This window comes from Clostridium sp. AF15-41, assembly GCF_003604095.1.
Lineage (GTDB): Bacteria > Bacillota > Clostridia > Lachnospirales > Lachnospiraceae > Coprococcus.
Genome location: NZ_QTMQ01000006.1, coordinates 115,069 through 137,404 on the forward strand (window position 1 = coordinate 115,069; position 22,336 = coordinate 137,404).

Sequence of the window (22,336 nt, forward strand, 5' to 3'; positions counted from 1 at the left end):
ATGATAAAAGGTGCGATCTTTGATATAGACGGAACACTGATCGATTCCATGGGAATGTGGGAGCATGCGGCAGAACGATATCTGGCAGAAATGAATATCAAGGCAGAACCACATCTTCAAAAAAAACTGTATACATTTACGATTACAGAATCTGCGGAATACCTAAAAAAGAATTACGGCTTGTCAAAAACGATTCCTGATATCATAGATGGAATCAACGAAACTATTGGAGCATTTTACAGAAATGAAGCAGAACCAAAGCCGGGGATCATAGAGTTCTTATCTGCCTTACAGGAGCGGAAAATTCCAATGACAGTAGCGACTGCGACAGACAGGGTTCATATCGAAGCCGTACTGAAGCATAATCATATGGATCATTTTTTCAAGAAGATCTTTACCTGCTCGGAGGTAGGAATCGGAAAAGAACATCCGGATATCTATATTCAGGCAGCAAAGTATATGCAGACGAACATTGCTGATACATGGGTGTTTGAGGACGCTTATCATGGAGCAAGAACGGCATTTGATGCAGGCTTCAAAGTATGTGGTATCTATGATGCTGCGAGTGCGGAGCATGTAAATGAGTTAAAAAAATACAGTACGCTGTATGTTGACAATACAAAGGAATTATATAATATTTTCTTCCTTTAAAGAAACCGGTATGACACAGAATGGATGAAAATGTACAGCAAACCGATAACTAAAGTATTTTTAAAAGTAAAGGAGACAAAGGGTTGAAGACAGTTCTTACAATAGCCGGAAGCGATTCCGGCGGCGGTGCGGGAATCCAGGCAGATATAAAGACCATTATGGCAAACGGTTGTTATGCCATGAGCGCAATCACCGCATTGACCGCCCAAAATACAATGGGAGTGACCGGGATTCAGGAGACAACGCCTGAGATGCTTGCTTTACAGCTTGACGCCGTATTTACGGATATCCTGCCGGATGCGATTAAGATCGGTATGGTCGCATCCGAGAAGTTGATCCGTGTGATCGCAGATAAGTTAAAAGAATATCAGGCAGAACATGTAGTTGTGGATACCGTTATGGTGTCAACCAGCGGACACCGGCTGATCGACGAGGATGCGATCGGTGCTTTAAAAGAATGTCTGCTTCCGATCGCAGAGGTTATTACTCCGAATATTCCGGAAGCAGAGGTATTGGCCGGAATGACGATCCGTGATGAACAGGATATGGTTTGTGCAGCTGAAAAAATATCAAAAGTCTATGGCTGCGCAGTTCTCTGCAAGGGAGGACACAGTATCAACGATGCAAATGATGTCTTATATTCAGACGGAAAAGTCAACTGGTATTATGGAAAACGAATCGATAATCCGAATACTCATGGAACCGGATGCACACTATCAAGTGCAATCGCATCAAATCTTGCAAAAGGATATAAAATCGATGAAGCAATAAAGAACGCAAAAGACTATATATCCGGTGCGCTTGCAGATGGCATGGATCTGGGACATGGAAGCGGACCTATGAATCACGGCTTTGATCTGAAAAGCAGATTTGCAGAATCATGAAAAAAGTGGTTGCGAATCTCAAATGACTATGTTATTATGGACAAAGTTGGTGTAAAAGCGCATTTGACACCAGAACACTTGGAATGGAGGTGGCAATATGGTAAAGACAATTATCATGGTCGTATATGTAATTATATGTATAGCATTAACAATTATTGTCCTGTCACAGGAAGGTAAATCAGCCAGTCTGACAAGTTCAATTACCGGCGGTAATTATGATAATTCATACTGGGGCAAGAATAAAGGAAGTTCAAAAGATGCGGTTCTCAGAAAGATCACAACAGTGCTTGGTGTTCTTTTTATAGTAATTGCATTGCTTCTTGATTCTAAGCTGTTCTAGTTCATATACAGAATTTATCAGTGCTTACATATGTCCTATATGTAAGCACTTTTTAGATATACGGAGAGGTATTTATGACAGAAGAATTAAAGAATGAAAGAAAAGAGAATATATATACCCTGATCAATGACGATGATTACAGACCATTGAAATTTAAAGAGCTTTGTTATCTGCTTCAGATCGGAGGACGTGATAAGGATGACCTGTTAGAAATCTTAAATGAGCTTGTCGATGAGGGCAGGATCGAGAAAACCTCCAAAGGTAAGTATCAGAAGCTTGGAAAGGGTGTCCTTGTCGGTACATTCATCAGCAATCAGAGAGGATTTGGATTTGTCCGTGTGGAAGGATATAAGGAAGACTTCTTTGTACCACAGAAGTATACGATGGGCGCATTCCATAATGATAAGGTGCTGATCCGTGTTGCATCCGGTAACCGGGGCAGATCAACGGAAGCACATGTAGAACGGATTCTGGAACGAGGCTTAAAGCAGTTGGTCGGAACTTATCAGAAGAACTGGAACTTTGGTTTTGTGATTCCGGATAATGGTAAATTAGACAGTGACATCTTTATACCGGAGAAGAAATCCATGGGAGCAGTAACCGGACATAAGGTTGTTGTGGAGATCACAAATTATGGAGAAAAGTCCAAATCTGCAGAGGGACGTGTTGTTGAGATACTTGGACATATCAATGATCCGGAGACGGATGTATTATCGGTTGTAAGAGATCTTGATATTCCGGTTGATTTTCCGGATGTTGTTATGGCAGAGGTGAAGAATATACCGGATGAGGTAACATCAAAAGAAATGGCAGGAAGAACCGATCTCAGACAGTTGCAGACCGTTACGATCGATGGAGAGGATGCAAAGGATCTGGATGATGCGATCACACTCTATGAGGAAAACGGGTTATATAAGCTTGGCGTTCATATTGCAGATGTTACACATTATGTAAGGGAGAATTCTCCGCTTGATAAAGAAGCATTGAAGCGTGGAACAAGCTGTTATCTGATCGATAAGGTCATACCGATGCTGCCGCATAAGCTGTCAAACGGTATCTGTTCACTGAACGAGGGAAAAGACCGTCTGACGCTTAGCTGCCTGATGGATATAGATGCAAACGGCAAGATCATCAATCATAAGATCTGTGAATCGGTGATCAATGTTAACCGCAGAATGTCATATACAAGTGTATCCGCAATCGTAGAGGATCATGATCCGGCAGAAACAGAAAAATATAAAGAACTGGTTCCTATGTTTGAATTAATGCTTCATGTGTCAGAGTTGTTAAGAACGATCCGACATGAGCGAGGTTCGATTGATTTTGATTTTGATGAGTCTAAGATTACAGTTGATGAAGACGGTCAGGTATCTTATATCGGAGTGTATGAGAGAAGACGTTCGAATCAGATTATTGAAGACTTTATGCTGGCTGCAAATGAGACGATCGCTGAAGACTATTTCTGGCAACAGATTCCATTTGAATATCGTATCCATGAAGCACCGGATACGGAGCGTGTAAAGCAGTTATCCATTCTGATCAGCAAGTTCGGATATTACTTTAAGGCATCCAAAGAGAATATTCATCCGAAGGAGTTCCAGAAGCTGTTATCAAAAATCGAGGGTGAGCCATGTGAGAATCTGATCAGCCGTATGACACTTCGTACGATGCGGCAGGCGAGATATTCGACGGAATGTGAAGGACATTTTGGATTGTCCTGTAAATATTACTGCCATTTTACATCGCCGATCCGAAGATATCCGGATCTTCAGATCCACAGGATCATTAAGGATAATATCCATGGAAGATTGGATGACAGAAGACTTTCGCATTATGATGCGATCCTTCCAAAGGTAAGCGATGATAATTCCAGAAAAGAACGCCGCGCGGAAGAAGCAGAACGTCAGGTCGAGCGTTTAAAGAAAGTGGAATACATGGAGCATCATATCGGAGAAGAATTTGAAGGTATCATATCAGGAGTCATCAACCGTGGTATCTTTGTAGAGCTTCCAAATACTATTGAGGGATTTGTAGATGTGTCGACACTTTATGACGATTTTTATGTGTATTCGCAGGATGAATATGCTATGATCGGAGAATCAACCGGAAAGAAATACTCGATCGGTGATACCGTTAAGGTAAAAGTAAAGCTTGCAGACAAACAGAGCAGACGGATCGAATTTGTGATCCGGTCAGATGCCAAAGAAGGAGATGAAGCAGGACATGGCAAAGGAAAGAGGAAACAAACTCATCGCAAATAACAAAAAGGCATATTTTGATTATTTCATAGAAGAAAAGTACGAGGCAGGGATCGCACTGGCCGGAACAGAAGTGAAATCAGTCAGACAGGGACATTGTAGCATCAAAGAATCTTTTATCAGTATCGATAAAGGAGAAATCTACATTTATCGTATGAATATCAGCCCATATGAAAAAGGCAATATATTCAATAAAGACCCACTTCGTACCAGAAAGCTGTTGCTTCATAAGTATGAGATCAATAAACTGATGGGAGCCCAGCAGGTAAAAGGATATACGATCGTTCCATTAAAGGTCTATATCCGTGACGGCCTGGTCAAGATGGAGATCGGGCTGGCAAAGGGTAAGAAATTATACGACAAACGTCAGGACATCGCGAAGAAGGATGTCAAGCGAGAGAATGAGCGTGAGTTCAAGATCCGTAATTTGTAAGATCTGATAAAGAATTTCAGAAATATCCGAGTATGATAAACAGAATTATTCCCGATATTTTGTATGAAGTTTTAAAGATTTTGTGAAATGCTGGAATATTTCATGCAGATGTGATATACTCCAATAAGATTTTTACTGGGAGGTCAGGCAAGTGAGCCAGAGTAAAGTAGATAAAAGAAAATATGAGAAGAAGAACCGCGCAGCGATCATGAAGCGCGAAAAGAGAAAGAAAATCCTTGGATGGTGTATATTTGGCGTGTTAGTCGGATGCATTCTTGCAGCTACACTGGGCGTAAAGATATACAAGGCCATTCCAAAGTATGTAGAGGCTGAGAAGCTCGGTGCATATGTCAGCCAGACATGGGCAGAACAGGGATATGGAAGTATTTTCCCTGCAACTTCATCTGATGCATCAGACGGAGACAGTACGGATGTTGAAGATACTGACAGTGATACTTCTGAAGACACAGCTTCTGAAGCAGATACTACATCTGAAACGACAACTACAGCAGAGACTGATACCACAGAAGCTGCTGAGTAATATATGAAAGCACCTGATAACAGAGCTTTCCTTTATAAACCAGGGGTTGACTGGTTTCGACAGGGGTTTTGCAGTCATGGAAGCCATCCGTGGACTAGGACCACGTTAAAACTTAGACTAAATATAAACGCTAACGATAATTTAGCTTACGCTGCCTAATTAAAGGCAACTGCCAGCTTTAAGGTCCCCCGTACCTTTTAGATCTGGTATCATCCAACGGGAAACTCCGGTGCTTAAGCTTTGCGGTATCGGAAAATTCATGAAGCTACCGATGTATCCAGCCTGTCCGTAGGCGTGGTATTGAGGAAATGTTAAAATACGGAATGTGATGGGAGATGCCGTGATGAATGAGCTTTTGGACGTGGGTTCGAATCCCACCAGCTCCATAGCATGAACTATGGCAAAAAGAATGCAAGGTCATACATCCAAAAAGATGTAGATTTTTCTTGCATTCTTTTTATTTGTATGGTAAACTGAACGAGTTGTGAAAAAAATCGATGGTCCTCTGTACCGGTGTGGTAGTAAGAACATCTAAATATCAAGGAGGTCACACAAAATGAATAGCGATTACATTAAGAATCTTGAAGCTTCTCAGATGAAGGCAGAAGTTGCTGACTTTGCAGTAGGTGATACTGTTAAGGTACACAACAAGATCAAAGAAGGTAACAGAGAGAGAATCCAGATTTTCGAAGGAACTGTTATTAAGAGACAGGGTGGAAGCAACAGAGAGACTTTCACAGTCAGAAAGTTCTCAAATGGTGTTGGCGTAGAAAAGACATGGCCGGTACATTCACCATTTGTTGAGAAGATTGAAGTAGTTAGACATGGTAAAGTAAGACGAGCTAAGATTTACTACTTACGTTCAAGAGTTGGTAAAGCTTCAAAGGTTAAAGAGCTTGTTAAATAATTTTTACAGGTTACATGAAAAAGTGGCTGGGGTTAATAGCTCCAGCCATTTTTGCAATATGAGCATATTGGAGTAAGAATATGAGCGATAAAAGTGAACGCAGAAAGAGAATAAGACGGGAAAAGCGGCGGCAGAGAAGAAAAGAAAGAAGCTTTAAACGTACAGTCAGGACGATATTTGGCTGGTTGTTGTCTGTTTTGATTGCAATCGTACTGGGATATGGAATGGTATCTTATTGTTTTCAGACTGTGTATGTGGTTGGGGACTCGATGAGTCCGGTGTGCATAAATCAAGATAAGGTTACAGTAAATAAGTTATGTTACCTTCTTGGCTCTCCGGATCGATATGACATAGTAGCATATAGAAGTGTTGATACACCGGATGAATATTATGATATTAAACGTGTGATCGGTTTACCGGGAGAGACCGTGCAGATAAAGGATGGCAAGGTCTACATTAATGATAAAGAACTTACGGATACTCCGTTCAGTGATTATATCTTTACGGCAGGGCTTGCAGAGAACACGATCACACTTGCTGATGATGAATATTTTCTTCTTGGAGATAATGTGAATAACAGCGAAGATTCCCGTTTCTTAAAAGTGGGAAACGTGAAAAAAGCTGAGTTATTAGGAAGGATAAAGAAACGATGAATATACAGTGGTATCCGGGACATATGACAAAAGCAAAACGTATGATGCAGGAAGATATCAAGCTGATCGATGTTGTGATCGAGCTGATCGATGCCAGAGTGCCATACAGCAGTAAAAATCCTGATATTGATGCTTTAGCTGCGAATAAATACAGATTGATTTTATTGAATAAAACAGATCTGGCAGACGCAGCTGTGACCGCGGAATGGGAAGCATATTATAAGGAAAAAGGTTTTTTTGTTGCTAAGATCAATGCCAGATCCGGGGATGGAATGAAGAATATTAGCAATGTAGTAAAGGAAGCATGTAAGGAGAAAATTGAACGTGATAGAAAGCGTGGAATCATTAATCGTCCGCTTCGTGCCATGATCGTCGGTATTCCAAATGTCGGTAAGTCTACCTTTATTAATTCTTATGCCAGAAAGGCGTGTACAAAGGTTGGCAACAAGCCGGGTGTTACAAAAGGAAAGCAATGGATACGTCTTGGAAAAGATATTGAATTATTGGATACCCCTGGAATATTATGGCCCAAATTTGATGATAAAGAGGTTGGATTACGACTTGCATTTATCGGATCAATCAATGATGAAATCTTAAGTATTACCGACCTTGCGTATGAATTGATTAAATTTTTACAATTAAACTATTGTCAGAGCCTTGCAGATAGGTATAATATTAATGATGATGACGACAGTGTTCATATTCTGGAACAAATTGCCGAGAAACGTGCGTGCATCAAAAAGGGTGGAGAATTAGACATTGATAAGGCGGCTGCTCTCCTGCTTGATGATTATCGTTCGGGCAAACTGGGCAGAATCTCACTGGAACGTCCGAGTATGGTAAAGGATAAATAGTTATTATGAAAGAAGATAATGAACGCGTAGATGCGTTAAATGCAATATTTGATGATGATCCCATGCAGAAAGAGCGCGAAAAAGAGATCAGACGGCTTGAAAAGAAACGTGAAAAGCAGCTTGCGAAGCTGCAAAAAAAAGGAATCGATCAGGAACAACAGAGATCAGAAGAAACAGTAAAAGAGGCGGATGCAGACGAAAAGGAAGCATCTGATAAGGTTTTAAATGAGGATGGAGAAGCGATAACCAATTATTTCGCAGAATCCGATCCGGCATCGAACACTCATGTTCAGGATGAAGTTGATAAGCCGAAAAAAAAGAAGAAAAAAGAAAAGAAAAAGCAGGAGAAAGAGGAGATCAATATCGTAAAAGATTTAATTAGTCTTGCCATTTATATTCTTGCGATCGTTGCGGTATGTTGGCTGATTCTTACCTATGTGGGGCAGCGTACAGAAGTAAGCGGAGATTCCATGAATGATACTCTGCATGATGGTGATAGTTTATGGATCGATAAGCTGTCTTATCGCTTTAAAGATCCTGAAAGATTTGATATTGTGGTATTTCCTTATGAGGAAGAGGATGAGACCTATTATATCAAACGAATCATCGGTCTTCCGGGCGAAACCGTTTATATTGATGAAGATGGTGTGATCTATATTAATGATGAGCCGTTAGAAGAAAATTATGGTAAAGAAGTAATCGAAGAAAATCATCGAGGGCTTGCGGCAGAAGCGGTTACGCTCGGAAATGATGAGTATTTCGTAATGGGAGACAACCGGAATAACAGCCGGGACAGCAGATTGTCAGATGTCGGAAATATACATAAGGACAAGTTTGTTGGTAAAGCAGTATTCCGTTTTACCGGTGGATTCGGTTTTTTAAATAAAGAAGAACAATAAGTACAGATAAATGGCTGTCGTGTAAGAAACAACAGCCATTTATGCTTATATGAGGATGAGATGGAAAATAAAAGAAAAAGTATAACAGAGATTAAATCCGAATTTGCAAATGCAGATATACATTCAGTCAGACATGTGATGGAAAGATATGCAGAGGATGACAGGGAAGGTGTAAAAAAACTGATCCTTTCTGCTGAAAAGAAGCTTACAGCACATCAAAAAGAGCTTGACCGGATGGAGCATATGTTTGAATATGAGAGACAGCATGCGGACTGTCAGTATATCTGTGGAATTGATGAGGTTGGCCGTGGCCCGCTTGCAGGTCCGGTAGTAGCTGCGGCTGTCATTCTGCCGGAGAATTGCGATATTCTATACCTGAATGATTCCAAGCAGCTCTCTGAAAAGAAGCGTGAAGAATTATATGATGAGATTATAGAAAAAGCGGTTGCTTACGGAATCGGTATGGCAGATGAGAAGCTGATCGATCAGATCAATATTTTAAATGCAGATTATGAGGCCATGCGGATCGCGATACATAAGCTTGCCGTGAAGCCGGAGCTGTTATTAAACGATGCAGTCAGAATACCGGAGGTAGAGATACCACAGGTATCGATCATTAAAGGAGATGCAAAGTCGGCTTCGATCGCCGCTGCCAGTATTATTGCAAAGGTAACGAGGGATCGGTTAATGGTCGCTTATGATGAGATCTATCCCGGGTATGGATTTGCAAAGAATAAAGGGTATGGTTCGAAAGAGCATATAGAAGCATTAAAAACATTTGGACCATGTGAGATCCACAGAAGATCATTTATTACACATTTCTGGAAAGAACAGTAGAAAAAAGGGGAACAGTCAGTATCGAGCGTTATAATACGAGAAAAAAAGGAAAAGAATATGAAGACATGGCTGCATTATATCTGAAAGATACAGGGTATCGGATATTTGCCAGAAATTATCGGATTGCCGCCGGAGAGATCGACCTGATCGCAGGAAAAGACGGGTATCTGATATTTGTAGAAGTAAAATACCGGAGCAACAGCAGACATGGTTCACCGGAATCGGCAGTAACGTCTGCCAAGCAACGGCAGATCAGTAAGGTAGCTGTGTATTATATGAAACGATATGGATATGATCCGTATAACACACCGGTAAGATTTGATGTTATTGCGGTGACGGAAAATGAGATTCGTCATATTAAGGATGCGTTTCCTTATCAAGGATATTATTAAGGCTATGAGGTATGAAGATGTATAACATAATATATATCAATCAGGATAAGACTACAGAGATAAAAGTGAAGAACGGAGTTCCGTATATCGTATTCAAGAATCTGGAACTGCCCGGTATCGTGCATGGGTTTTCGACAAGGCTTGGAGGTGTCAGTGAGGGAATCTATTCTACGATGAACTTGAGCTTTCATCGTGGAGATGATATGGATGCGGTGATGGAGAACCATAGGAGACTGGCACAGGCAGTCGGATATGATCACCGAAGACTGGTATTTTCCGATCAGGTACATGAAACCGTGATCCGCAAAGTGACAGAAGAAGATGCCGGAAAAGGGATCACAAGGGAATCAGATATAACAGAAACGGACGGCCTGATGACGAATGTAAAGGATCTTCCGCTTATCACATTTTATGCGGACTGTGTACCGGTATTCTTCTATGATCCGGTAAAAGAAGTTGTAGCCATGAATCATTCCGGTTGGCGGGGAACAGTTAAGAATATCAGCCGGCATATGGTTGAAGCACTAAATAAAGAATATGGCTGTGAGGCTTCGGATCTGATCTGTGCGGTCGGACCGTCTATTTGTCAGAACTGTTATGAGGTAAGTGAGGATGTAGCTGAGGCATTTAAGGATGCTTATTTACCGGAACAGTACATGAAAATGACAAAAAATATTGGAAATGGTAAGTATTTGCTTGATTTACACCGGGCAAATTATTATAATCTGACTGGTGCAGGTATATTGCCTGAACATATAAATGTAACCGACATATGTACATGCTGCAATCCGGATTTCCTGTTTTCACATAGGGCGAGCCATGGAAAACGTGGCAATCTGGGAGCTGTTATCATGCTGAAATCGACAGCAGACGGAGGAAACGTAAATGAGTAAACCGATAGTAGCCATCGTTGGACGACCAAATGTAGGTAAATCTACCCTGTTCAATGCATTGGCAGGAGAGAAAATTTCAATTGTAAAAGATACGCCAGGCGTAACCAGAGACAGAATCTATGCAGATGTGAGCTGGCTCGATTATAATTTTACGATTATAGATACCGGTGGAATTGAGCCGGAAAGTGACAATATTATTTTAAAAAGTATGCGGGAGCAGGCAGAGATTGCCATTGAAACTGCGGATGTTATTATATTTATGACAGATGTCAGACAGGGACTTATGGATGATGATCATAAGGTAGTCCAGATGCTTCGTAAATCCAAGAAGCCGGTGATCCTTGTGGTTAACAAGGTAGATAGCTTTGAGAAATATATGAATGATGTATACGAGTTCTATAACCTTGGACTTGGAGATCCTGTTCCGATATCAGGTGCATCCAGACTTGGAATCGGAGATATGCTGGATGAGGTTGTCTCTCATTTTGATGAAGATTCCAAGAATGAAGAGGAAGATGACAGACCTAGAATTGCCATTATCGGTAAGCCGAATGTAGGTAAGTCATCGATCATCAACAAGCTTCTCGGAGAAAACCGTGTGATCGTATCTGATATTGCCGGAACGACCAGAGATGCGATTGATACCGAGATTGTGAGAAATGGAACGGAATACGTATTTATTGATACTGCAGGACTTCGAAGAAAGAGCAAGATCAAGGAGGATATCGAGCGTTACAGTATCATTCGTACTGTATCGGCTGTTGAACGCTGTAATGTAGCTGTGCTGGTTATTGATGCGACAGAGGGTGTCACGGATCAGGATGCAAAGATCGCAGGCATTGCCCATGAACGTGGAAAAGGAATGATCATTGTTGTAAATAAATGGGATGCGGTGGAGAAAGACGATAAGACTATTTATAAGTTTACAAAGGAGATCCGTGAGAAGCTGTCCTATATGCCATATGCAGAATTATTATTTGTGTCAGCAGCCACAGGTCAGAGACTTCCGAAATTATTCGAAACGATCGATGCGGTTATCGAAAATCATTCGCTCCGTGTTGCGACCGGTGTGTTGAATGAGATTATGACAGAAGCAGTTGCTATGCAGCAGCCGCCTACAGATAAAGGAAAACGTTTGAAGCTGTTTTATATTACTCAGGTAGCGGTTAAACCTCCTACATTTGTAATATTTGTAAATGATAAAGAACTGATGCATTTCTCATACACACGTTATATTGAAAATAAGATCAGAGAAGCATTTGGTTTCCGAGGTACACCTCTAAAATTCATTATCAGGGAGAGAAAAGAAAAATAATGTTAATCTTAGCAAGAATCATATGTCTGGTCGGAGGATATTTTTTCGGGATTATCCAGACAAGCTATATCTATGGTAAATTACATGGTATCGATATCCGTGAATATGGAAGTGGAAATGCGGGCACTACAAATGCACTTCGGGTTCTGGGAAAGAAAGCGGGAGCGGTTGTCTTTCTGGGAGATCTTTTCAAATCAGTTGTAGCCTGCAGTATCACACATATCATTATGAATGCACTTGGTATTGAGAATGTGTATTTGTTCGTGATCTACACAGCGGCAGGTGTTGTTCTTGGGCACAATTTCCCATTTTATATGCAGTTTAAAGGCGGTAAGGGAATTGCAGCGACTTCCGGTATTGCGATCGGTCTGCTTGACTGGAGAGTTGCACTGATCGAGCTTGGACTGTTTGTATTTTGCGTAGTGGTAACAAAATATGTATCGGTAGGTTCTATTTGTCTGGTACTCGGACTGATGGTTTCCTATACGATATTTGCATACACCGGTTCTTATGGTTTTACATCTGATTCCATGAAGCTTGAAAGCTGTATTGTATTAGGGCTTATTACTCTGCTTGCTATTTACAGGCACAAACAGAATATTGTAAGACTTATAAAAGGTACAGAGAATAAGTTTTCATTAAAAGATAAAAGTAAAACAAAAGAAGAACAGGCATAGGATTATAATTTGTGGTTTAATCGGTCATGAAGTTTTATAAGATGGAGAGGTATATAGTATGATAATTGGTATTTTAGGAGCAGGAAGCTGGGGGTCAGCACTTGCAAACCTGTTGGCTGGAAATGGACATGATGTAACAGTCTGGTCTATAGATGAAAAAGAAATCGAGATGTTGAATACATACAGGGAACAGAAGGATCGTCTGCCGGGTGTTCATTTGAACGATACAATTGTATTTACAACAGATCTGGAACAGACGATAGATGGTAAGAAAATGATCATCTGTGCAGTTCCATCTCCTTTTATCCGAAGCACTGCAAAAAAGATAGCACCTTATATTACAAATGAACAGCTGATCGTTAATGTCAGCAAGGGTATTGAGGAGGCAACCCTGACTCCGATCGTAGAGATCATCGAGAGTGAGATACCAGGGGTAAAGGTCGCAGTTCTTTCAGGTCCAAGCCATGCGGAGGAAGTCGGTATCGGTATTCCGACTACTGTTGTAGCAGGTGCACGTGATATGGATACGGCAAAGCTGATTCAGAATACATTTATGAATGATGTGTTCCGTGTCTATACAAGTACAGATGTGACAGGAATCGAGCTTGGAGGCTCGGTTAAGAATGTTATCGCACTGGCTGCCGGAATCACAGACGGATTAGGATTCGGAGATAATACAAAAGCAGCGTTAATGACCAGAGGCATGGCAGAAATTATAAGACTCGGTACTGCAATGGGCGCTCACGTTGAGACTCTTGCCGGTTTGTCAGGTATGGGAGATTTGATCGTGACCTGTACGTCCAGACACAGCCGTAATAGGAATGCCGGTTATCTGATCGGGCAGGGAAAGAGCTATAAAGAAGCAATGGCTGAGGTTAAAATGGTTGTAGAGGGAGTATACTCAGCAAAAGCAACCCTGAAGCTTGCAAAAAAATATGGTGTTGATATGCCAATCGTTGAAGAGGTGAACAAGGTCTTGTTCGAGGGAAAGTCTGCTCGTGAAGCAGTGGTAGATCTGCTTACCAGAGACAGAAAAGCAGAGATATCCGTAGAGGAATAATTTTCTGACATACTTATAAAAGTACATTCATATATTACTTATATGATAATCTTTACATAGGAAACAGATTTTGTATTTCGGGTTGGACACATATATTGCGGAATACAAAAACAGGAACGGAAAATGTGTAAGAAATGCAGGAGGTATATATGGAAGGCTTTAATGTGTATAATGACATCAATGCCAGAACAAACGGAGAGATCTATCTGGGTATTGTCGGACCTGTTCGGACAGGAAAATCAACATTTATCAAACGTTTTATGGAGATGATGGTTCTTCCGAACATAAAAGATGAGAATGACCGCGAAATTGCTCTGGATGAGATGCCGCAATCGGCATCCGGTAAGACAATCATGACGACAGAACCGAAATTCATTCCGAAAGAAGGGGTGGAAATCCGGGTAGATGATGAGATTGATATGAGGGTTCGTCTGATCGATTGTGTCGGATATGTGGTAGACGGAGCTGAAGGGCAGACGGAAGATGGAAAAGAGCGTATGGTTAAGACACCATGGTATGATTATGATATTCCATTTGCCAAGGCGGCAGAGATCGGAACGAAGAAGGTTATAAACAGTCATTCAACGGTCGGGATTGTGGTGACCTGTGATGGAAGCTTTGGCGATCTTGCCAGAGAGAGTTATATCGATGCAGAGGAAAAAACAATTGCAGAGTTAAAGTCAATCGGGAAACCCTTTGTTGTTATATTGAATTCGAATCGTCCGGGTGCAGCCGAGACAAAGGAACTGGCAGATTTGATGGTAGAAAAGTATGGAGTAGCTGTTCTTCCGGTTAACTGCGATCAACTGAACAGGAAGGATATCAATGAGATCTTTACTTCCATGTTATACAGTTTTCCGATCACATGTATTAATTTTGTAATTCCCAAATGGTTAGAAGTATCGGAAAATGAAAACAAGATCAAAAAGAGTGTCATCGAGAATGCCATGGATATACTGAATGGCAATCAGCATATCTATGACATGGTTCATTGTTCGTTCCCTGAAAACGAATATGTGGAAAAATATACATATAACAATATAAATCTGGCAGACGGTTCATTGAATGTACAGGTAACGATCTATAACAGATATTATTACGAGATGCTTTCCGATATGCTGGGAACAGATATTCATAATGAATATGATTTTATAACTGAAATAAAGGAAATGGCAGAAAAGAAGAAATTCTGCAATGGAGTCATGAATGCACTTGAAGGTGTAAAAAATGGCGGATACGGGCTTGTAATGCCCGAAAAAGAGGATATTACGCTTGAGACACCGGAGCTTATAAAATCCGGTAACAAATATGGTGTTAAGATCAAAGCAGAAGCGCCCTCCGTACATATGATCAAGGCGAATATCACAACGGAGATCGCACCTATCATTGGTACGAAGGAACAAGCAGAAGATCTGGTAGAGTATATTAAGACCAGTACCGGAGAGAACGGAGAAGATATCTGGGATGTTAATATATTTGGAAAATCGATCGAGCAGCTTGTAGAAGATGGATTAAATACTAAGACAAACAAGATGAATGTAGAAAGTAAGCAGAAGTTACAGGACACCATGGAAAAGATCGTGAATGACGGAAATGGTGGACTGGTCTGTATTATTATATAATCATACAAAGAACAGATGCAGAGACTTACATGGTATCTGTGAGTGATAAAGGGAGAAACTATGTCGGCAATCGATGTAAAACTTAACGTATTTGAAGGACCGCTTGATCTGCTCCTTCATCTGATCGAAAAGAATAAAGTAAATATCTATGATATACCGATTGTAACGATCACAGAACAGTATCTGGATTATGTGAATCATATGGAGGAGGAAGATCTGGATGTTATGAGTGAGTTCCTCGTAATGGCGGCAACTCTGATTCGTATTAAATCCAAAATGCTTCTTCCTAAAGTGACGGAAGATGACGAAGAGGAAGAAGATCCAAGAGACGAGCTTGTTCGAAGGCTGTTGGAATATAAGATGTACAAATATGCAGCAAGTGAGCTGAAGGATCTGGAGCTTGATGGCGCAAAGGCATTCTATAAAAAAGAAAGCATTCCTGCTGAGGTGAAGAATTTCAAGCCAGCAGTAGATACGGTTGCTTTGATCTCTGAATATGACATCAATCTGGAAAGGCTGAATGAGATTTTTAAGTCTGTGATGCGGAAACAGGTTGAAAAGGTAGATCCGATCCGTAGTAAGTTTAAGAACATTGAAAGAGAAGAAATCTCTCTGGAAGCTAAGATGGCTGAGATTCGGGAACAGGTTCGTGGACTTGCAGGAATCAACTTTCGGACGCTGCTTGAGATGCAGGCTTCAAGGTCGAACATTATAGTAACGTTTCTTGCAATCTTAGAGCTTATGAAAATCGGAGCGATCCAGATTCGGCAGGAAGAAATCTTTGGAGAGATCATCATTGATTCTCGGGATGACATTGAAACATATGAGTTAAACAGTTTTACTGTCAGCGCAGATAAAGAAGATACGAATGAGTCTGCTTCCGCAGAGGAAAAGCCGGACCCGATTTAAGAGGCTGATAATGAAACGGATGAGACAAGACGAGGATAAAACAGGTATGGATAAGATAAAAGAGAACGAAGCAGCATATAATTTAAAAGAATATGACAGCGATAAGAGTAATGAGGAAGATGTATCCAGAACAGTTCAGGCAGATCTGTCAGATGCAGGTGAGCAAGATATGACGTCGGAGAATACAGAGAAACAGCCAGTTACTTATAAAGAATACAGTACAGAATATCTTGTATCTGCGGTTGAGGCTATACTGTTTTCCATCGGAGAATCTGTGTCGGTTGACAGATTGGCAAAGGCACTTGAGATGGAAATAAAAAAGCTGTCCAAACAGATGGAAGAGGTACTTGCGATCTACAATCAGTCAGATCGTGGCATCAAGATGGTAGAACTTGAAAACGCTTATCAATTATGTACCAGAAATGAATACTACGATGTACTTACAAAGGTTGTCTGTACACCTAAGAAGCCGAATCTGACAGATGTACTTCTTGAAACCTTATCAATCGTAGCTTATAAACAGCCAATCACCAGACCGGAGATAGAGGCTATTCGAGGAGTTTCCTGTGCACATGCGATCAATAAGCTTATGGAATATGGATTAGTAGATGAGGTTGGACGGTTGGATGCTCCGGGACGACCGATTCTTTTTGGAACAACAGAAGAGTTTCTGCGAAGCTTTGGTGTTGCATCCACGGAAGAACTTCCGATGATCAGCCCGGATAAGATTGAGGATTTCAAGAAAGAAGCTCAGGAAGAGGCAAACGAGATCACACTTGGTTTGGATAATGAGTCATAAAGCAGCCGGATACGGAATATAATTTTATGAATAAAGAATATATCCGGTGATGATATGACTGAAATATATAAAAAATATTATAAAAAAAGAAAGAAACCTGCGGGAAGAATGAAACAAAAAATTCCGGCGGGTTTTCTGTTTGCATGGTTTCTGACAGCAGCCGTGCTGCTTGGTTCCGTGATTCCTGTAAAAGCGTTAAATATGCCTGTATGCCAGATACCATATTATCGAACGGAGGGCATCAGGCAGGATAATAATACCGGTCGGACTGCTTCAGAAGTGAAGCTCTCGGACAATGACCTTCATGCTTTATCAGCTATCCTGTTGGATGGAAAAAATGGCAGGGTACTGTATGATAAAGCTGGTGAAGAGGTTCGGGCAAATGCCAGTACAACGAAGATTTTAACCTGTATCCTTGCGCTGGAATATGGTGATCCCGATGATGTCGTTATAGTATCCTCTTATGCGGCAAAGATGCCGGATGTTCAGTTGAATATCAGAGAGGGTGAAGAATACCGGTTAAAAGATCTGCTTTATTCGCTGATGCTTGAAAGTCATAACGACAGTGCTGTTGCAATAGCTGAATATATTGGTGGAAGCGTTGAAGCATTTGCCGATCTGATGAACCGAAAAGCAATAGAAGTCGGTTGTACAAATACACATTTTATTACGCCTAATGGACTGGATGCAAAGGATGAATATGGGATTCACGGAACGACCGCAGAGGATCTTGCCCGGATTATGCGGTATTGTATCAGAGAGTCACCGAAACGGGAACAGTTTCTTGCTATAACAAGAACAGCTACATATTCCTTTACAAATGTAGGGGGAACGAGAAGCTTTAGCTGTTCCAATCATAATGCTTTTCTGAATATGATGGATGGAGCTTTGACCGGAAAAACGGGATTTACCGGATCTGCAGGATATTGTTATGTCGGAGCGTTGGAGCGGGATGGAAAAATACTGATCGTTGCCCTTCTTGGCTGTGGGTGGCCGGGAAATAAGACCTATAAATGGGCAGATACAAAAAAATTAATGAATTACGGACTGGCAAATTATCAGGAGCATGTAATTACTGATGATATACTTCAAAAGAATAAGATACCGGTTCTTTCGGATTCTGTTTATGGAACAATAAAAGAAGATACAGAGACAGTTGGCTGGGAATGTCATTTTTCGGAAACTCTGCTTTTGCGGACAGATGAACAGATCTCGGTTAAGTATCTGCTGCCTGAGTATCTGAAATGCCCGATATATGCAGGAATGCAGGCTGGTTCTGTGGTGTTGTTAATTGATGGGAAAGCATTTGCAATCTATCCGGTGACAATAACAGAAAATGTTCAAAGTGAATCTTTGTATGATTTCATGAAGGAATATGTAAAAGACTACATAGACAGGAATTTCTTCTGATTAGACTGTAATAATTCAGTAATCGGAAAGAGTATGATCTATAATAGATGACAGATGTAAGAAAGTCTATAAGGAGGATATAATTTGAGACAGTTTGTAATGATAGGCGGAGATATGCGTTGCCATTATCTGGCAGCATATTTAAAAGAACAGGGAGTATATGTTACAACATATAAAGTGCCAGACTGTGAGGATGAATACAGCAGCTGGCCAATGCTTTCTGAAGCTTTCAGAAATGACAGTACTGTTGAAGAAAGGGTATTGTTATTACCTGTTCCGGTTGCAAAAGACGGAATCCATATCAATGGATGTACAGAGCTTGCGATAGAAAATATTGCAAGGAGTCTTACAGCTTTTGATTTTGTATGCGGGGGAGTGCTCCCATCCGGGCTGACAGATGCCTGTACAGCAGCCGGTGTACCATATTATGATTATATGAAGGATGATTGTGTGGCGTTAAAGAACGCAGTTGCTACGGCGGAGGGGGCTATAGCTGAAAGCTTTATGATGAGTGATATTAATATTGAGAACAGCAAATGTCTTGTCACCGGATATGGAAGATGTGGCCGTGTGCTTGCACAGAAGCTCCTTCGTATGGGTGCTGAGGTAACGGTTACAGCCAGAAGTGTGGAAGCATGTTTTAAGGCGGCAATGGGAGACTGCCATACGATTCTATTAGATCAGCTTGGCTCAGACAATAAGCTTGATCAGTTTGATTTTTGTTATAATACCATACCTGCGCCTGTATTAAATCGAGATATATTATCAAAGTTCCGACAAAATATAGTGATCCTTGATATCGCATCGATGCCCGGTGGAACAGATTTTTCCTATCTGGATGAAAGAGGGATAAGATACCGACACAGTCTGGGTATTCCGGGACGCTATTCACCGAAGACTTCGGGCGAGATCCTTGGAGAGGCGGTTCTGGGGTATCTGCTTTTTTGAGTCACATGTCATGATGTTCTGCATAATCTATAATAAACATAAAATTTCTCTGCAAAGGTAATTGTTTTATGAGTTAATTAAATAAAAACCTGACTACCTGCCGGAATATTGATTTTATGGAGTTCATATAGCATGGAAAGGATTATAGATATGAGTTTATCAGGGTGCAATTGCGGCGTTGCAATAACCGGTTCTTTTTGTACTTTTGATAAAGTAAAGATAGAGATAGAGGAAATGACGAAAATGGGAATATCGGTGTATCCGATCTTTTCTGATCGTTCGGCGACATACGACACCAGATTTGGTAAAAGTGATGAATTTGTAAAAGACATTCAGAGGATTACAGGGAAGAAGGGAATATTTACGATTCAGGAGGCAGAACCGATCGGTCCTAAGGCATATCTGGATGTATTGGTGATCGCACCATGTACCGGAAATACACTCGCAAAGCTGTGTAACGGTATAACGGATTCTCCTGTGCTGATGGCAGCAAAGGCACATATCAGGAATAATAAACCACTGATCATCAGCATATCGACAAATGATGCGATGGGAATGAATTTTAAGAATATCGGAATGCTTATGAATATGAAAAATATTTATTTTGTTCCTTTTTATCAGGATGATCCTGTAAAGAAACCGAATTCCCTGATCGGAAAACTGTCTATGATACCGGATACGATAGAGGAGGCTTTAAAGGGGAAGCAGATTCAGCCGGTGTTATGTGACAAATAAAAAGAATGAGAGCCTGTAACCTTAATTTCATTTGATGCCCTATATAATTACATGACTTGCTTCATTTCTATTCGACTCGCACGCGTATTTGTCAGCAGTCGCCCAAACTCACCCTAACGGGTTCAAACATGGGCTTGGTGCTGACAGCTGGTGCAAGTCTCATAACGAAATTACGCAAATGTCAGTAATTTATGTAGGGCATCATACTGAATTATAGGTTACATGCTCTTTATTTACTTTATAGGAGGTTTGTTTTTATAAGATAAATAATCTGCTGGAAAAAGGGCGATAGAGTATCGGGCATTTTGGAGTTCTGGTATATAAGATATAAACACCCACCGGCTGGTGGGTGTTATGATCAGAATTCGATGGAGATCTGGTATTCTTTCAACCAGTAGTTGATCTGTAATAAGTACGCCATCATCTGTGGACCTGCCATCAACTGACCATACCAAGGCTTTCCGTAATCTTTCGGTGATTCCAGAAACTGCAGAACTGCTTTTTTTTCCAGAAATCGGTTGACAGGGCTTGCAGGATCATCGATCACTTCTCTTAAGCGGTCGGCAAGGATCGTTTCATAAAGCGGGTTATAGGTCTTGGGATACGGGCTTTTCTTCCGGAACAGGATCTCATTTGGCACGAGATTCACGGCAGCATGGCGGAGCAGACTTTTCTCTGTCTGATTTCTGTATTTATATTCCCATGGCACATTAAAGACATATTGCAGAAGATGAATGTCTGCAAATGGTACTCTGGCTTCCAGACCATTATACATACTGGTACGATCCATACGGTCAAGCAGGGTCTGCATAAACATCCGGATGTTCATATAGCCGATCCGGCGGCGGGATTTCTCGATATCTGATTCTTCCGGCAGAACCGGAATCTCCGAGATGATCTGATGGTAAAGATTTTTCACATAGTCATCCATCTGTAAGGCATCTGCAAACTCCGGATCTAACAGCTGCTTTCTCGGTGTGAGATCGATCATCCATGGAAATGTATCGGATGCAAGCAGATCTTCCCGGTAGAACCATGGATAACCACCGAATATCTCGTCTGCACATTCGCCGGTCAAAACAACCTTATTGTGTTCGGACACCCGTTTACAGAAATACAATAACGAAGAGTCGACATCTGCCATAGTTGGTTGATCTCTCGACAGAACCGAGTCATAGAGAAGATCGGCAAGTTCCTCCATATTACAGGTTAAGTAGTGATGGGAGGTTCCTAGATAGGATACCATCTGATCGACATAAGGACGATCCTGTTCCGGCTGAAAGGCATTTGATTTGAAATAACGTGCATTATCTGTAAAGTCAAAGGAATAGGTATCAAGCACCTGTCCGCGTTCTTTTAATTCATTTGCACAGACAGCACTTACGATCGAGGAATCGATACCTCCTGACAGGAAGGTACAGATTGGAACATCGGATACAATCTGTCGTTTGATCGCATTTTTAAGAAGATCGGCAGTCTTCTCGATCGTTGTTTCGTAATCGTCGGTATGAGGCATGCTCTTTATTCGGAAATAGCAGATCGTGGATTGACCGAAACGATCGTACCGCAGATAATATCCTGGCTTGATTTCATTTATTCCTTTAAATACGCCACAGCCCGGAGTTTTGGACGGCCCAATGGCGAAGATTTCACATAAGCCTTTTTTATCCAGTCTAGGAAATGTGCCGGGATAACAGAACAGTGCCTTTCGCTCTGAGGCAAATACCAGCGTTTCGTCAGACAGAAAAGTATAGTAAAGTGGTTTTACCCCGAACGGATCACGGTAAAGGAAGATGGACTGCTCCATATGGTCATATATTGCAAATGCAAAAATACCATTTACCTTTTCTACAAAATCAGGTCCGTAGTATATGTAGGAGAGCAGCAGAACTTCGGTGTCCGATGTTGTGGTAAAACTGTATCCATGTGAGATAAGAGGTTGCTTTAATTCATCTGTATTATAGATCTCACCATTAAATACAATCGTAAAGCTTCTGCCTGCGACCGTACGGGTCATTGGTTGGATTCCGGCCTTGATATCACGGATGGATAATCTGGTATGCGACAGACCGCAGGTATCCGTCAGAAGGATACCGTCATCATCCGGCCCGCGGTGTTTTTGTTTTATGTTCATGTCAGATAGAATATTTTGAAAATGATTTTCTGCTTCGGTATATCTGCCATGTACATTATAGAATCCAGAGATAGAACACATAGCTAACTCACTTCATGTTTTTCGTATAATTGTATGAGAAGTATTTGGTTATTATTCCTAAATAATGTAGGTTTGTCAAACATATGTTACACAGATGCCAGATA

Annotated in this window: 23 protein-coding genes and 1 other RNA gene; 23 read left to right on the forward strand and 1 reads right to left on the reverse strand. The window is 41.1% G+C overall.

Going from position 1 to position 22,336, the window contains the following annotated elements; genetic code table 11:
* The 23 genes from DWW43_RS06355 (at position 1) to DWW43_RS06465 (ending at position 20,017) form a co-directional block, all read left to right on the forward strand.
* Positions 1–651 (forward strand): HAD family phosphatase, encoded by a 651-nt coding sequence (locus DWW43_RS06355; RefSeq protein ID WP_119963054.1) that lies wholly within the window; start codon positions 1–3, stop codon positions 649–651.
* A gap of 83 nt (positions 652–734) precedes the next feature.
* Positions 735–1,535 carry a bifunctional hydroxymethylpyrimidine kinase/phosphomethylpyrimidine kinase gene (gene thiD, locus DWW43_RS06360; protein ID WP_008400941.1) on the forward strand — a complete coding sequence of 267 codons (801 nt, stop codon included), beginning with the start codon at positions 735–737 and terminating at the stop codon, positions 1,533–1,535.
* 97 nt (positions 1,536–1,632) lie between these two features.
* Complete coding sequence (gene secG / locus DWW43_RS06365; RefSeq protein ID WP_008400940.1) at positions 1,633–1,875, forward strand: preprotein translocase subunit SecG; 243 nt, start codon at positions 1,633–1,635, stop codon at positions 1,873–1,875.
* 74 nt (positions 1,876–1,949) lie between these two features.
* Positions 1,950–4,136 carry a ribonuclease R gene (gene rnr, locus DWW43_RS06370; RefSeq protein ID WP_119963055.1) on the forward strand — a complete coding sequence of 729 codons (2,187 nt, stop codon included), beginning with the start codon at positions 1,950–1,952 and terminating at the stop codon, positions 4,134–4,136.
* Positions 4,099–4,566 carry an SsrA-binding protein SmpB gene (gene smpB, locus DWW43_RS06375; RefSeq protein WP_117784805.1) on the forward strand — a complete coding sequence of 156 codons (468 nt, stop codon included), beginning with the start codon at positions 4,099–4,101 and terminating at the stop codon, positions 4,564–4,566. Before rnr ends, smpB begins: the two co-directional genes overlap by 38 nt.
* 151 nt (positions 4,567–4,717) lie before the next feature.
* The gene (locus DWW43_RS06380; protein ID WP_008400937.1) at positions 4,718–5,107 is read left to right on the forward strand and encodes a hypothetical protein; all 390 of its coding nucleotides are present in this window, start codon (positions 4,718–4,720) and stop codon (positions 5,105–5,107) included.
* Between the two features lie 42 nt (positions 5,108–5,149).
* Positions 5,150–5,496: a transfer-messenger RNA gene (gene ssrA, locus DWW43_RS06385) on the forward strand.
* Between the two features lie 167 nt (positions 5,497–5,663).
* Positions 5,664–6,014 carry a 50S ribosomal protein L19 gene (rplS, locus tag DWW43_RS06390; RefSeq protein WP_008400935.1) on the forward strand — a complete coding sequence of 117 codons (351 nt, stop codon included), beginning with the start codon at positions 5,664–5,666 and terminating at the stop codon, positions 6,012–6,014.
* An 80-nt stretch (positions 6,015–6,094) separates the two neighbouring features.
* Entirely contained in the window at positions 6,095–6,667 is a 573-nt protein-coding gene (lepB, locus tag DWW43_RS06395) for a signal peptidase I (protein ID WP_119963056.1), read from the forward strand.
* Positions 6,664–7,521: a ribosome biogenesis GTPase YlqF gene (gene ylqF / locus DWW43_RS06400; protein WP_008400933.1), complete on the forward strand. Its 858-nt coding sequence runs from the start codon at positions 6,664–6,666 to the stop codon at positions 7,519–7,521. Before lepB (DWW43_RS06395) ends, ylqF begins: the two co-directional genes overlap by 4 nt.
* 5 nt (positions 7,522–7,526) lie before the next feature.
* Positions 7,527–8,420, forward strand: coding sequence for a signal peptidase I (lepB, locus tag DWW43_RS12440; protein ID WP_207666002.1), 894 nt, complete (start codon positions 7,527–7,529; stop codon positions 8,418–8,420).
* A gap of 60 nt (positions 8,421–8,480) precedes the next feature.
* On the forward strand, positions 8,481–9,257 hold the full coding sequence (locus DWW43_RS06410) for a ribonuclease HII (RefSeq protein WP_119963057.1): 777 nt from the start codon (positions 8,481–8,483) through the stop codon (positions 9,255–9,257).
* Between the two features lie 20 nt (positions 9,258–9,277).
* Positions 9,278–9,649 carry a YraN family protein gene (locus tag DWW43_RS06415; protein ID WP_119963058.1) on the forward strand — a complete coding sequence of 124 codons (372 nt, stop codon included), beginning with the start codon at positions 9,278–9,280 and terminating at the stop codon, positions 9,647–9,649.
* Between the two features lie 17 nt (positions 9,650–9,666).
* Positions 9,667–10,542 (forward strand): peptidoglycan editing factor PgeF, encoded by an 876-nt coding sequence (gene pgeF, locus DWW43_RS06420; protein ID WP_119963059.1) that lies wholly within the window; start codon positions 9,667–9,669, stop codon positions 10,540–10,542.
* Positions 10,535–11,857 carry a ribosome biogenesis GTPase Der gene (gene der / locus DWW43_RS06425; protein ID WP_119963060.1) on the forward strand — a complete coding sequence of 441 codons (1,323 nt, stop codon included), beginning with the start codon at positions 10,535–10,537 and terminating at the stop codon, positions 11,855–11,857. Before pgeF ends, der begins: the two co-directional genes overlap by 8 nt.
* Positions 11,857–12,534: a glycerol-3-phosphate 1-O-acyltransferase PlsY gene (gene plsY, locus DWW43_RS06430; protein WP_119963061.1), complete on the forward strand. Its 678-nt coding sequence runs from the start codon at positions 11,857–11,859 to the stop codon at positions 12,532–12,534. Before der ends, plsY begins: the two co-directional genes overlap by 1 nt.
* A 58-nt stretch (positions 12,535–12,592) precedes the next feature.
* Complete coding sequence (locus tag DWW43_RS06435; protein ID WP_119963062.1) at positions 12,593–13,594, forward strand: NAD(P)H-dependent glycerol-3-phosphate dehydrogenase; 1,002 nt, start codon at positions 12,593–12,595, stop codon at positions 13,592–13,594.
* A gap of 149 nt (positions 13,595–13,743) precedes the next feature.
* On the forward strand, positions 13,744–15,216 hold the full coding sequence (gene spoIVA, locus DWW43_RS06440) for a stage IV sporulation protein A (protein WP_044944980.1): 1,473 nt from the start codon (positions 13,744–13,746) through the stop codon (positions 15,214–15,216).
* Positions 15,217–15,276: 60 nt separating this feature from the next.
* Positions 15,277–16,125 (forward strand): segregation/condensation protein A, encoded by an 849-nt coding sequence (locus DWW43_RS06445; RefSeq protein WP_119963063.1) that lies wholly within the window; start codon positions 15,277–15,279, stop codon positions 16,123–16,125.
* Positions 16,126–16,135: 10 nt separating this feature from the next.
* Positions 16,136–16,924, forward strand: coding sequence for an SMC-Scp complex subunit ScpB (gene scpB, locus DWW43_RS06450; RefSeq protein ID WP_119963064.1), 789 nt, complete (start codon positions 16,136–16,138; stop codon positions 16,922–16,924).
* A 108-nt stretch (positions 16,925–17,032) separates the two neighbouring features.
* Positions 17,033–18,334: a D-alanyl-D-alanine carboxypeptidase family protein gene (locus DWW43_RS06455; protein ID WP_243104411.1), complete on the forward strand. Its 1,302-nt coding sequence runs from the start codon at positions 17,033–17,035 to the stop codon at positions 18,332–18,334.
* 84 nt (positions 18,335–18,418) lie between these two features.
* Positions 18,419–19,282, forward strand: coding sequence for a dipicolinate synthase subunit DpsA (locus DWW43_RS06460; protein ID WP_119963066.1), 864 nt, complete (start codon positions 18,419–18,421; stop codon positions 19,280–19,282).
* A 150-nt stretch (positions 19,283–19,432) separates the two neighbouring features.
* The gene (locus DWW43_RS06465; protein WP_044945074.1) at positions 19,433–20,017 is read left to right on the forward strand and encodes a dipicolinate synthase subunit B; all 585 of its coding nucleotides are present in this window, start codon (positions 19,433–19,435) and stop codon (positions 20,015–20,017) included.
* A 358-nt stretch (positions 20,018–20,375) separates the two neighbouring features.
* Here DWW43_RS06465 and asnB read toward each other — a convergent pair whose 3' ends face one another.
* Complete coding sequence (asnB, locus tag DWW43_RS06470) at positions 20,376–22,232, reverse strand: asparagine synthase (glutamine-hydrolyzing) (protein ID WP_119963067.1); 1,857 nt, start codon at positions 22,230–22,232, stop codon at positions 20,376–20,378.
* Positions 22,233–22,336: the final 104 nt, after the last annotated feature.